Genomic DNA, 12,125 nt, shown 5'->3' with positions numbered 1-12,125 from the left:
TCACTCCCTCAACTCAGCGGGCGGGGGCGGAAGGCGAACACCTCGGCGGGAACGGGCACGCCGTAGGTGCGGGCCTGGTGGGCACGGGTCAGCGCGGCGCTGCCTTCCAGCAGGTTCAACGCGATCTGCACGACCGAGCGGGTGGCAGGCTCGGCGAGGAAACTGCCCGCGGCCCACCGGTTGAACGCGCCCATCGCCGGGCCGCACCACAGCTGGTAGTCGCTGCGCCGCGCCGGGTCGCCGGTGATCGCCCAACGGCTCGAACCGCCCAGGTACCAGCGGAACACGAGCGCCATTCGGTGCTTCGGGTCGCGCTCCGCCTTGTCCAGCTCGGCCGGGTCGCGCTCGGCCCAGAACTGCTTGGTCTGCACCCACACGTCCGCGACGGAGGCGCCCAGGACCTCCTTCTCCAGCCGGTCCAGCAGCGGCTGCGGGATGGACTCGATGCCGTCGTGGTCGCGGTAGACCTGGTACAGCCGGTTGGCCCGCGCGGCGAACATGGTGCCGCGCTTGAGCACCTGGAGCTTCACGCCGAGCTCGAACATGTCGGCGGCCGGGGCCATCGCGACGTCGGTGATGTCGGCCTGCGCGAGGAGCTTCTTCGCCTCGTCGGACACCCCTGCCTCGACGGCGACCTGGTTGACCGAGCCGGTCAGCACGTAGGCGGCGCCGAGCGCGAAGGCGGCCGCGACAGCGCCCGGAGTGCCGAGCCCGCCCGCCGCGCCGACCCGCACGGGCCGGTGGTAGCCGTGCCGCGCGCACACCTCGTCGCGAACGGCCAGGATCGTCGGCAGCAAAGCGGAAAGCGGCCGGTTGTCGGTGTGCCCACCGCTGTCGGCCTCCACGGTGACGTCCTCGGCGACCGGGATGTGGCGGGCCAGCTCGGCCTCCTCGGCGGTGATCTGCCCACGCTCCACGAGGACGCGAAGCAGCGGTTCAGGTGCCGGGGACAGGAACTGCTCGGCCAGCTCCGGGCGCGAGAGCTTGGCGAACACGGCGGTACGGCGGCTGATCCACCCGTTGGTCTCGCGACGCAGCCCGGAGACTGCGCACCGCACGACGGCCGGGGTCAGCGTCATGAACGCCGACGCGGAGATCCGCGGCACGCCGCGCCGCAGCAGCAGGTCGGCGACGGCCTCCTCCACGGCGGGCTCGGCCGGCGAGTGGATCAGGTTGACGCCCCAGTTCGTCCTCCCTGCCAGCTCGCGGCACAGCTCGTCGACGGCTATTTCCACTGTGGACGGTGCGAGCCCTCCTGCGCCGAAGAAGCCGAGCATGTCGGCCCGGGCCATCGCGACCACCATCCGCGTCGTCGCGATGCCGTTGGCCATCTCCCCCGCCACATAAGGGAAACGGACGCCGTGCACTTCGCAGAAGCTGCGGTCGCCGAGCCACTCCGGGTACAGCGCGGGCAGGACGCCGAGCAGGTCGCCCTGCCCTACCGTGATCCCGCCGACAGTGATTCCGCCCTCTGGGCAGCGGACGACGTGCAGCGGTTCGCGCACCCGGTGGATCAGATCGATCATGCTCGCTCCCGCGCGGAGAGGTGGTCGGCCAGCCGCCGCAGGCCCTCCTCGGTGCTGACCTTCGGGTGGTAGCCGAGGTCGCGGCGCGCGGCGGAGATGTCGAACCAGTGCGAGGTGCCGCCGTGGTCGACGACCATCCGGGTCAGCGGCGGCTCGGACCGCGCGGCGGCCAGCCGGTAGGCGCCCTCCACCACCGTCGCGGCCAGCTTGGCCAGGGCGAACGGGACGCGGCGGGTCTCCGGCGGCAACCCGGCGGCCGCCAACAGCGCGTTCAGCGTCTCGTCCGCGGTGTGCGGGTCGTCCTGGGTGAGGAAGTAGGCGCGGCCCGCGATCGGCGATCCGGGCTCCAGCCGCTCCACCGCGAGCAGGTGCGCGTCGGCGGCGTTGTCGATGTAGATGGTGTCGATCAGCTTGCCGGGCGGGCCGATCAGCCGCATCCGCCCGGCCCGTGCCCGGCTCAGGATGCGCGGCAGGAAGTGCGGGTCGCCCGGCCCCCAGATGAGGTGCGGGCGCAGCGCCACCGTCGCCAGGCCCGGGGAGTTCGCGGCCAGCACCCGCTTCTCCGCCTCGGCCTTGGTCCTGGGGTAGTTGCCGGGGAAGTGCGTCGCGTACGGGGCGCTCTCGTCCACCCCGTCGAGGTCCTGTCCGTTGTGGACGACGCTCGGGCTGGAGGTGAAGACCAGCCGCCGCACCCCGTGCTCCCGGCAGGCGTTGATCACGTGATCCGTGCCGAGGACGTTGGTGCCGTAGAACTCGTAGGTCTGGCCCCACTGACCGGCCTTCGCCCCGCAGTGGACCACCGCGTCCCGGCCCGCGACCGCGGCGCTCACCGTGCCGTAGTCGCGCAGGTCGCCCTGGAGCTGGTCCACGTCGAGGTCAGCGTGGTAGGTGCGGGAGAAGGAGACGACCTCGTGCCCGGCGGCGAGCAGCCGCGCGCACACCGCCTTGCCGAGGAACCCACCGCCACCGGTCACCAGGATCTTCATCGCGCCCTCCTCGACGCCCACCGGGCCAGCCGCTCGCGGCCGATCTTCGCGTTGTGCCGCACGTCGACCGGGAACTTCGGGTGGAACAGCACGGTCCGCACGCCGCGGTCGGCGACCAGCCGCAGCACCTCGGCGGCGATGCGGTTGCGGCCGGACTGCCGCACCCCCCGCTCGGTCTCCACGCACACCACCGGCTGTTGCTGTCCCGCCGGACCGACGCCGACGAGGGCGGAGCGCCGCACCCCGCGCACCGTGTTCGCGATCGGCTCGATCTGCTCGGTGTTCAGGTCGCCCCATGCGGTGCGCACGCGCTGCGACTTGCGGCCGCAGAACCACAACCGCCCGTGCTCGTCGAGCCAGCCGAGATCACCGACGCGGTGCACGATCCGCTCGCCGTCGCGGATCTTGTGCAGCGCCGTCGCGTCCGGCCGGTCGTGGTAGCGCTCGCTGACACTCGGCCCGGCAACCGTGATCTCACCGATGTCGCCCTGCGGGACGAGGAGATCGTCGCTCCACTCGGCGATCGGCCCGTCGTCGACGCGGATGATCCGGACGTCGTTGTCCGGCAGCGGGACGCCGACGCAGGTGCCCGCGCCGTTCTCGCTCGCCACCCGGACCTCGCCGAGCAGGTCACGGCTCTCGATCACGCTCACCGGCAGGCACTCGGTCGCGCCGTAGCCGGAGAACAGCAGCGCGTCCGGCGGCAGGCACTTCCGCATGCGTTCGGCGATCCTCGGGTCCAGCGACGCTCCGGCGGAGGTGACCACGGACAACGACGACAGCTCGATGTCGTTGGTCACGCAGTACCGGGACAGCCGGTCCAGCAGCGCGGGCGAGCCGAACAGGCCACCCACCCCGAACCGGTCGATCTCGGTGACCAGCGTCGCCGGATCCGCTTCCGCCGGGTGCACCGGGTCCATGTCCGGCACCACCATGCTCAGCCCGAGCGCGGGCCCGGCCAGCGAGAACGGCGGGAAGGTGGACATCCCCACCATCCCGGACGGGACCGGGAACACCTGCCCGGCCAGCCGCATCTGCGCGCCGAGGTGGTGGCCGCGGAACTCCACGCCCTTCGGCGGCCCGGTCGAGCCCGACGTGAACGCGATGCCCGCAAGCGCGTCCGGGTCCGGGTGGAACTCCGGCGGCTCCTCACCGACCTGGTCGCACAGCGACTTCAGCGTCGGCCCGCCCCAGAACCACCTGCGCCCCACGGTGATCGCAACGCGCACGCTGGATCGTCCCCAACCCAGCACCACGCGCGCCGCATGCGCCAGCGGGACACCGATGAACGCCTCGGGCGCGGACTCCGCGATGCAGGCCCGCAACGCGGTCTTCGCGATGCCCGGGTCGATGAGCACGGGCACCACGCCGATCCGGACGAGCGCGAAGAACAGCGCCCCGAGCTCCGGGCCGGGCGGAACGAGCACGCACGCGCGCATTCCCCTGCGCAGCCCCGCGTTCCACAGCGCCCTGGTGTACTCCTCGCCCAGCGCACCGAGTTCGCCGTAGTTCATCCGCGAGTACGCGCCGCCGCCCGCGGGCCACCACACCGCCGTGCACTCCGGCCGGTGCTCCACCGAGTCCTGGAACGCGGCGAGGAAGTCGTGGGCGTGCCGGCTCACCATTGCATCGCCATCACGCCGAGGCTGAGCCCGCTGGCCAAGCCGACGAGCAGGACCTTGTCCCCCGGGTTCAGCCGCCCGCTCTCCACGGCCTTGACCAGCTGCAGCGGCAGGGTCGCCGACGCCACGTTGCCGTGGTCGGCCAGCGTCAGAACGGTGCGGTCGTAGGGGATCCCGGCGCGCTCGCAGAACACCTCGACATAGGCGAGCACCGCTTGGTGGATGCACACCACGTCGAAGTCGTCCATGGTCAGGCCGAACCCGGCGACCGCGTCCAGCAGCGGGGTGATGTCCGCCTGGTCGAGGCCCTTCATCAGGTCGAGCGTCTTCACGCCGAGGTACTCCACCTTCAGCGTGTCGGACTCCTTGTCGTGCACCAGGGGGACGACGGTGGCCGACCACGCACTGGAGTTCGCGATCGACCGGTGGCCGATGATCCCGGGCTCGTCGCTGGCCTCCACCAGCAGCGCGGCGCCCGCGTCGGAGACCGTGTGGGACGCCCCGGCGTGCACGAAGTCGTCCATCGTGGCGACGTCGCGGTACCGCGCCCCCGGGGAAACCCTTTCACCGCAAGCGATCAGCACCCGCCGGTACTGCCCGGTGCGGATGAGCGCGTCGGCGACCTCGATCGCGTTGAACACGCTGCTGCACGCGTTGCTGATGTCGAAGACCGGGCAGGAGCCACCGAGCTTGTCGGAGACGATGTGCGCCGTCGCGGGTTCGATCACGTCGGTGCTCGCGGCCGCGAAGATCAGCAGGTCCACGTCGTCGATGCCGTGGCCCCAGGACGCGAACAGCTTCTCGATGGCCGCCACCGCCAGGTCCGAGGCCTGCGTGTCCTCCGGGGCGATGTGCCGGTAGCGGACCCCGGTGAAGCGCTCGATCAGCCCCTCCGGGGGTTCGAAACCCGGGTTCAGCTCGGCGACGAGGGCTTCCACCTCCGCGCTCGTCCGCCCGCCCTCCGGAAGGTGCACCGCGATCTGGCCGATCCTGGAGTACGTCACGACCGGCTCTCCTCGATCGTCGCGTGCAGCACGTCGGCGACCTCACCGACCGTGCGGGTCACGATGATCTCGCCGACCGGTGCCGTCACCCCGAAGCGCTTCTCCACCTCGGTGATCGCCCGCATCGCCTTCAGCGAGTCGATGTCCGGCAGCGCGTAGACCGGCATGTCCGGCTGGACCTGCTCCACGTCGACGGCGAGGTGCTTGGCGATCTGCTCTCGCACGTAGACCAGGACTTCCGCACGGTCGACTGTCGTCACGACATCTCCTTCTTGACGGGCAGGAACGGGCTCAGGTCGATCGCGACGCCGTTGCTCACCAGCCGGGCCAGCAGGCCGGCCACCGTGTTCACCGTGGGAGCGCCGCGCCGTTCCAGCGGCACCGCGACGTGCGGTCTGCCTGCGAGGGTGTCGGTGATCCACCGCGTGCACACGCCGCCGGGGCCGACCTCCAGGAAGTACCGGTAGCCCCGCACGTACGCGGCGCGCACCACCCGGGCGAAGTCCACCCGGCGGCTGAGCATCGTCACGATCTTGGCGCCGAGGGCTTCGTCCCCCTTCGGGAGCGGGCGGTTCTCGTAGGCGCTGAACAGCTCGACGCGCGGGTCCACGGTCACCGGCGCGTCGAACGCGCCCGCGAAGTAGCGTCGCTCCATCAGCGGCGTGTGGAAGATGTGGCTGTGCGCCGAGGGCATGCTCGGCAGGCCCAGCCCGGCGGCCACCTCCGCGCACTCGGCGGGATCTCCGGTGATCACCACTTCACCGGGTGCGTTCACGTGGCTGAGGAAGACGCGGTCCCGGCCGCGCACGGCGGTGCGAACGACCTCCGGGTCGCCGACCACGACGCGGGAGCCCCAGATCGGACCGGTCGCGGAGTCCGGAACGCGCCACTTCTCCCGCACGATGCGCTCCGAGGCGGCGATCCCGTCGCTGAGCACCGGCGAGGAGGAGGCGGCCCCGACTCCCCACAGCTCCCGGACCTCCGACTGCGCGGCGATGATCATGCTCACCTCGCCGAGGCTGTAACCGAGCGCTCCGATCTCCGCACGTCCCAGCAGGGTCTGCACCAGCCGGGTGTGGGCCGTGGTGACCGCGACGCCGATCGAGCAGAGCGCACCGAGGTCGTTGACCAGCTCCCGTTCCAACCGGTCCTCGTCCTCCGGCCCGGACAGCCGCCCGAGCAGGCGCTGCATGAGGTCGCGGTAGCCGACCCGGCCGGTCGCCGTGCCCAGGTCCTCCAGCGCGGAGTGCACCATCGGGAACAGCCGCATCAGCTCCCGGCTCAGGCCCGGGTACAGCGTGAACAGCCCGGGGTAGACCAGCGCGACGCCGCCGTCCGCGCCGATCGGCCGGGCCGCGCAGAAGCTGCCGTTCGGGCTGGCCCAGTCCTTGCCCTCGGCGTGCGCGCGCGGAAGCGAGGCCAGCGCGCGGTCCAACTCCCGGACCATCGACCCGGGCTCCGCGCAGAACACCGCCCGCAGCGGAGCATCCGGCTCGTCGGCGACGAGTTCGGCGAGGTCGGTCCCCGCCTCGATGGCGTCCTTCACCCGCGCGATGGCCGCGAGCAGGTCTTCGGTGTCCTGGCCGCAGACGGGCAGAAGCACCACGTCCGTGGCGTAGTGCCAGTCCAGCGGTGCGGTGTCGGCTCGGAGGGCGGAGCCGGTCAGGGCGAGCCCGCCGACGGACGTGCGGAGCGGCCGTGCGTCCGCCTCGCGCAGCCACGGGCAGCTCACGCCACCGTTCTCCGGGCCGGGCGGGAGACAGCGGTGGTAGAGGCTGAGCGCGGCTTCGACCAGGTCCTTGAGCGTCGCCGACGTCTCGGGTCCGGGGAGGGACAGCGTCGCGTAGACCTTCGGGGCGGGCCTGACCGGCGCGGTGAGCGCGACCGCGACGGCACCGCCGGATTCCTCCTGGCAGACCAGCACGACGTCGGCGTCCGCGAGTTCGTCGCGCGCCCGCTCCAGCGCGTTCGCCAGGCCGTCCGTGACGTGCACGGTGACCACGCACTCGTCCCGCTCGGAGACCGCCGCGTCGCGCAGCGCCTCCTCCCGCACGCGTTCGACCGGCCAGTTGCGTCCCGGCCCGGTGGCGGCCCCCGTGTACCGGGCGCGCTCGAACGCTTCGACCGAACCGCAACCCCCAATGGCGTAACCGATTCCGGCACATGCCAGACGCGTTTTCCCCACAGCACTTGCTCCCGGAATAGAAGAATACCGTCAGGAAACGGAAAGAAATTCGCGAATCTCCCGCAACAGTTCGGTCGCGCGATCTTCGAGAACGTAGTGACCGGCCTTCGGGTAGACCCGGTACACCGCACGCGGGAAACGTCTGCGCCATTCATCGAGGAACGCCGAACGGAATACGGGGTCCCGCCCGCCCCAGCCGATGAAGGCCGGGCGGTCGGCCAGCAGCGCCGCACCGCACTCGGCGGCCAACAGCTCCGGCCAGGCCCGGTCGCCGGGCCGCAGCGGGATGTCCTGCACGAAGCGCAGGACGGCCAGCCGGTCCCGCGGCGTCCGGTACGGGTGCAGGTACCCCGCCCTGACCTGCTTCGGCATCCCGCGGGTCACGCCGAGCAGCGCGGCTCCCCTGGCGAAGACGTTGTGCCGGAGGAACAGGTGCTCGGCCAGCCTGGTGTTCTTGATCGCCCAGAGCGGCAGCCGCAGGGTCAGCGGGAACCGCCGGAACGGGTTCGGGAAGGCCGCCGTGTTGAGCAGGACCAGGCGCGCCACCCGCTCCGGGTACCGCGCCGCCCAGGCCAGGCCGATCGGCCCGCCCCAGTCGTGGGCCACCAGCGTCCAGCCGGTGGGCGGGGCGTCGCCGTTCTCGATCAGCTCGTCGGTGAGCGCGGCCAGGTCGTCCACCCGCGAGGCCAGCGTGTAGTCGTAGTCGCGCTCGGGCGGGCTGTCGGAGAGCCCCATCCCGACGTGGTCGGGCACGACGCACCGGTGGTCGGTGCGCAACTCGCGGACCAGGCGGCGCCAGTGGAAGCTCCAGCTGGGGTTGCCGTGCACCATCAGCACCGGCGGGCCCGCGCCCTCGTCCAGGTAGTGCTGCCGGGCGGTGGCGTGCTGGAACCACCGCGATGTGAAATCGTAATCCGGAATGACTTCTTTTCGGGAGCCCGGCACTCGCGGCCTACCCGAGGGGGACGACGGTCGAAACACGAAACATCGGCGCTGTCACTCCCGGTCGGCGGAACACGATCGGCGACCCACATTGGCACGGCCGGGGTGAACCACAAAGAGTCCATCAGGCTGAACGAGTGAAGGAATGCCGTACTTCACCCTCCTGGACCCGCATCCCCAAATGTGCGTGCTGACACGGGATTAACCGCCGCATATACTCCGCGCCCGACCCTTGACCTCAACCAAGGTGGAGGTATGACGATCATGCCACCCACGACGCAGGAGGAGCGGGGATGCGCACACGGATCTGGGTGGCGGCGATCGCACTGGCCGGGACGGCACTGGCCGCCACGCCCGCGGCGGGCGTGACGGAGATGGTGATCAAGGTCGGCAACGACCAGTTCGCCGCCGTCGACACGGGACCTCCCGGCCTGTCGGTCGGCGACTCCTACGTCTACTCCGACACCCTCTCCCGCGACGGCCGAGTGGTCGGCGACGACGGGGGCACCTGCCAGGTCACCCACGTCACCGGAACGACCGCCACCACGAACTGCGTGCTCTCGCTGCGCCTGCCGGAGGGGCAGATCACCGCGCAGGCCCTCTGGGTGCGCGGGACCACCCCGCTCCGGATGGCGATCACCGGCGGCACCGGGCGCTACCGGGACGCGAGCGGCGAGCTGGTGGCGACGGACATCCAGACTCCGGACGAGACCTACCTGATCACCCTGTTCAATGGACGGCATGGCTGACGGGGAACTCGTCCTTCCGCTCGACGTGGCAACGGATCTGGCCACGGTCGGCGGGAAGGGGCTCTCGCTGGCGAAGCTCGCCCGCGCGGGCTTCCCGGTGCCTCCGGGGTTCCACGTCACCACCCACGCCCACCGGAGGTTCACCACCACGCGGGAGATGCCGGAGGACGTCGCGACGGCCGTCCGAAGTGCACTGTCCGAATTGGACGGCCCAGTCGCGGTGCGGTCGTCGGCCACGGCGGAGGACCTGCCCGGCTTGTCCTTCGCCGGCCAGTACGACAGCTTCCTCGGCGTCGTCGGCGAGGAAGCTGTGCTGGAGGCGATCGAACGGTGCTGGGCGTCGCTGTGGACCGACCGCGCCATCGCCTACCGCGCTCGCAACGGCATCTCCTCGGTGGAGATGGCGGTGGTGGTGCAGCGGCTCGTGCCCGCCGAGTCCGCCGGAGTGCTGTTCACCGTCAACCCGTTGACCGGCAACCACGACGAGCTGGTGATCAACGCCGCGCGCGGGCTCGGCGACGCCCTCGTCGGCGGCGAGGTCACGCCCGACATCCACGTCGTCGCGCGAAGCACCGGGCAGGTGGTGGACACGGTCCCCGATCCGGTGCTCACCGAGGACGAGATCGTGGAACTCGCCCACCTCGGCGAGCGGGTGGCGGAGGTCCACGACACGCCGATGGACGTCGAATGGGCTTGCCACGACGGGACGTTCTGGCTCGTGCAGGCGCGTCCGGTCACCGGGCTCGACGAGCAGGCCGACGACAGCCACCGCGGTGACTACCTCTGGACCAGCACCAACGTCGGCGAGGCGATCCCGAGCGTGATGACCCCGGCGACGTGGTCGCTGGCGCGCGAGCTGACGATGCCGGAGATCGCCGGGCACCCGATGACGGGCAACATCGGCGGCCGGTTCTACCTCAACCTCAGCCTGCCGCTGAGCCTGGCGAGCGCGCTCGGGCTCGGACGGATCGCGCTCAGGCGCAGCGAACGCGTTTTCGGGCGGATCGGCGCCGGCGTGGAGATCCCCCGCGTCCCGATGTCGCGGGCGACAGCGGTGCGCGCGGCCGCCACCATGGCCATGTGGATGGGCAGGCAGGCGCTGTCCTACTACTGGCGGCTCGGCCGGATCCTCTCGGAGAACCCCAAGCGCTGCAAGGAGCTCCACCGGCGGATCGGCGAAACCGACGATCCGCGCGCGCTCGCCGCGTTGTGGCGCTCGGACGTCGAGGAGCTGCTGACCGGGACGTGCCGGACGCTCGAAGCCGGGGCGCGGCAGGCCAGCCCGGACGGGGTCGCGGCGGTGCTGCGCCGCTGGGTGGGAGAGGCCGACACGGCCGCGCTCATGACCGGCCTGCACGACGAGGCCGACGGCGCGTTGGAGAGCCTTGGGCCGTTGCTCGGACTGGCCCGGCTGCGGCGCGGCGAGGTCGACCGCGAGAGCTTCCTGTGGGCGTGGGGCCACCGCTGCCCCGACGAGTTCGAGGTCTCCGCGCCGCGGCCCGCCGAGGACCCGGAGTGGCTTGATCGGCAGCTCGCCGGGCTCGGCGACCCCGAAGCCCTGTTGCGGCGGCGGGCGCAGGCGCGGGACGCGGCGTGGTGCAGGCTCCGCGCGCGCCGTCCGCTCGGGGCGAAGCTGATCCGCCGGCGGCTGGACCGGCTCGCCAAGGCCGCGCGCACCCGGGAGCGCGCCCGGTCGGAGTTCGTCCGCGGGTTCTGGGTGTTCCGGGTCTTCGCCCTCCGCGCGGGCGAGCTGACCGGCCTCGGCGAGGACGTGTTCAACCTGACCTTCCCGGAGATCGTCGCCGTGCTCGACGGAGACCGCTCGGCGGTGGCGAAGATCCCGGGAAGGCGCGCGGCGCACCGGCGGTACCGGGCACTGCCGCAGTACCCGACGCTGATCCGCGGCCGCTTCGACCCGGCGGCGCTCGGCCGCGCGGAGGAACCCGGTGACGGCGCGATCACCGGGTTCCCCGGTGTGGGGGGCGTCGTCGAGGGAACCGCCCGCGTGGTGTCCACAGTGGAGGAAGCGGAGTCCTTGCTGCCCGGGGAGGTCCTGGTCGCGGTCTCCACCAACATCGGCTGGACCCCGCTGTTCCCCCGCGCCGCCGCCGTCGTCACCGACATCGGCGCGCCGCTGTCCCACGCCGTGATCGTGGCGCGGGAACTGGGCATCCCGGCGGTGGTCGGCTGCGGCACCGCCACCGCCCGGCTGGCCACCGGCGACCGCGTCCGCGTCGACGGGCTGCGCGGAACGGTCAGCGTGCTCGGCTGAGCGCCAGCTGCGTGGAGATCGCCGCGCGGGTCAGCTCCGCCTTGTTGCCGAGGCTGAGCTTCTTGCGCACCCGCTTCACGTAGGTGTCCACGGTGTGCCTGCTGATGCCCATCGTCCTGGCGATCTGGTCATGGGTCCTGCCGTTGGCGATGTGGGAGAGCACTTCGGTCTCCCTCGGCGACAGCTCCTCGTTGCCGACCGGCCCGACCGGTGTGGGCACACCGAAGTCGGGAGCGAGGAACCGCTGGCCCCGCGCCACCCGCTGGACCGCCTCCACCACTGTCCGCAGCGGCGCCGACGCGCTCACGCAGCCCAGCGCGCCCGCGAGGAAGTAGCGTTGCGCCTCCTCGGCGTCGGACGAATCGGTCATCACCAGCACTCGCGCCCGCGAGGACAGCCGCACCACCGTCCCCGCGTCGGCCGAGGCCGCGCACACGATGTCGACGTGCCCCGGGCGGGTGACGCCGCGATCGGCGATCACCTGGAACCCGGGAACCGACCCCAGCAGCTTCCCGAGCCCGTACTCGATTATCGGGCTGAACTTGCACAGCCTGATGCGAACTTCCTGAACCACAATTCCCCCAGCTCCCCCGCCCCAGGCGGGTGGGTCCGACTGACTCAGTCGCTCCAACGCAGGTGGGACGCCCCTCTGAACAGGCGTCACCCGTTCAAGGGACTTGCTGGTCCACGGCACATCCCCAGATATTCACGAGCTATTTGATACCGCAAAGGAAGCGGTTCTGTCAGCATCCGGGGCAACGCAAAACAAGAATCAAAGTCGGTTTTTAGCGAACTTTAATTCAATTTCCATCGAGAACCTTGGGGTCGGCGGGACGGGG

The 12,125-nt window shown here is 71.5% G+C and carries 10 protein-coding genes; 2 read left to right on the top strand and 8 right to left on the bottom strand.

Annotated elements, in window-relative coordinates; genetic code table 11:
- Positions 1-8 precede the first annotated feature (8 nt).
- Genes BLT28_RS07765 through BLT28_RS07740 form a run of 7 tightly spaced genes read right to left on the bottom strand, consistent with a single transcriptional unit; the run spans position 9 to position 8,268 of the window.
- Complete coding sequence (locus BLT28_RS07765) at positions 9-1,526, bottom strand: PfaD family polyunsaturated fatty acid/polyketide biosynthesis protein (RefSeq protein ID WP_081900854.1); 1,518 nt, start codon at positions 1,524-1,526, stop codon at positions 9-11.
- Positions 1,523-2,512 (bottom strand): NAD-dependent epimerase/dehydratase family protein, encoded by a 990-nt coding sequence (locus BLT28_RS07760; protein ID WP_030433684.1) that lies wholly within the window; start codon positions 2,510-2,512, stop codon positions 1,523-1,525. The genes BLT28_RS07765 and BLT28_RS07760 overlap by 4 nt, the downstream gene beginning before the upstream one ends.
- The gene (locus BLT28_RS07755; protein WP_052408244.1) at positions 2,509-4,137 is read right to left on the bottom strand and encodes a fatty acid CoA ligase family protein; all 1,629 of its coding nucleotides are present in this window, start codon (positions 4,135-4,137) and stop codon (positions 2,509-2,511) included. Before BLT28_RS07755 ends, BLT28_RS07760 begins: the two co-directional genes overlap by 4 nt.
- Positions 4,131-5,138, bottom strand: coding sequence for a 3-oxoacyl-ACP synthase III family protein (locus BLT28_RS07750; RefSeq protein ID WP_030433686.1), 1,008 nt, complete (start codon positions 5,136-5,138; stop codon positions 4,131-4,133). Before BLT28_RS07750 ends, BLT28_RS07755 begins: the two co-directional genes overlap by 7 nt.
- The gene (locus BLT28_RS40845) at positions 5,135-5,398 is read right to left on the bottom strand and encodes an acyl carrier protein (RefSeq protein WP_030433687.1); all 264 of its coding nucleotides are present in this window, start codon (positions 5,396-5,398) and stop codon (positions 5,135-5,137) included. The genes BLT28_RS07750 and BLT28_RS40845 overlap by 4 nt, the downstream gene beginning before the upstream one ends.
- Positions 5,395-7,323, bottom strand: a complete 1,929-nt coding sequence (locus BLT28_RS40840; protein ID WP_162184956.1) for a hypothetical protein — start codon at positions 7,321-7,323, stop codon at positions 5,395-5,397. Before BLT28_RS40840 ends, BLT28_RS40845 begins: the two co-directional genes overlap by 4 nt.
- 30 nt (positions 7,324-7,353) lie before the next feature.
- Entirely contained in the window at positions 7,354-8,268 is a 915-nt protein-coding gene (locus BLT28_RS07740; protein ID WP_052408245.1) for an alpha/beta fold hydrolase, read from the bottom strand.
- A gap of 290 nt (positions 8,269-8,558) precedes the next feature.
- Between BLT28_RS07740 and BLT28_RS07735 the strand changes: the two genes are divergently transcribed.
- Both BLT28_RS07735 and BLT28_RS07730 read left to right on the top strand, forming a co-directional pair.
- The gene (locus BLT28_RS07735; RefSeq protein WP_052408246.1) at positions 8,559-9,014 is read left to right on the top strand and encodes an allene oxide cyclase barrel-like domain-containing protein; all 456 of its coding nucleotides are present in this window, start codon (positions 8,559-8,561) and stop codon (positions 9,012-9,014) included.
- Positions 9,007-11,286: a PEP/pyruvate-binding domain-containing protein gene (locus tag BLT28_RS07730; protein WP_043814328.1), complete on the top strand. Its 2,280-nt coding sequence runs from the start codon at positions 9,007-9,009 to the stop codon at positions 11,284-11,286. The genes BLT28_RS07735 and BLT28_RS07730 overlap by 8 nt, the downstream gene beginning before the upstream one ends.
- Here BLT28_RS07730 and BLT28_RS07725 read toward each other — a convergent pair.
- On the bottom strand, positions 11,270-11,860 hold the full coding sequence (locus BLT28_RS07725) for a response regulator transcription factor (RefSeq protein WP_052408247.1): 591 nt from the start codon (positions 11,858-11,860) through the stop codon (positions 11,270-11,272). The genes BLT28_RS07730 and BLT28_RS07725 overlap by 17 nt on opposite strands.
- Positions 11,861-12,125: the final 265 nt, after the last annotated feature.

The organism is Allokutzneria albata (assembly GCF_900103775.1).
Classification (GTDB): Bacteria; Actinomycetota; Actinomycetes; order Mycobacteriales; family Pseudonocardiaceae; genus Allokutzneria; species Allokutzneria albata.
Note: the sequence above shows the minus strand (reverse complement) of the source record. Positions and strands in the feature narration are given on the sequence as shown.

What these genes read in the sequence shown, in the direction of transcription:
- BLT28_RS07765 (WP_081900854.1), bottom strand. Translation starts at nt 1,526, where the DNA reads ATGATCGATCTGATCCACCGGGTGCGCGAACCGCTGCACGTCGTCCGC.
- BLT28_RS07760 (WP_030433684.1), bottom strand. Translation starts at nt 2,512, where the DNA reads ATGAAGATCCTGGTGACCGGTGGCGGTGGGTTCCTCGGCAAGGCGGTG.
- BLT28_RS07755 (WP_052408244.1), bottom strand. Translation starts at nt 4,137, where the DNA reads ATGGTGAGCCGGCACGCCCACGACTTCCTCGCCGCGTTCCAGGACTCG.
- BLT28_RS07735 (WP_052408246.1), top strand. Translation starts at nt 8,559, where the DNA reads ATGCGCACACGGATCTGGGTGGCGGCGATCGCACTGGCCGGGACGGCA.
- BLT28_RS07730 (WP_043814328.1), top strand. Translation starts at nt 9,007, where the DNA reads ATGGCTGACGGGGAACTCGTCCTTCCGCTCGACGTGGCAACGGATCTG.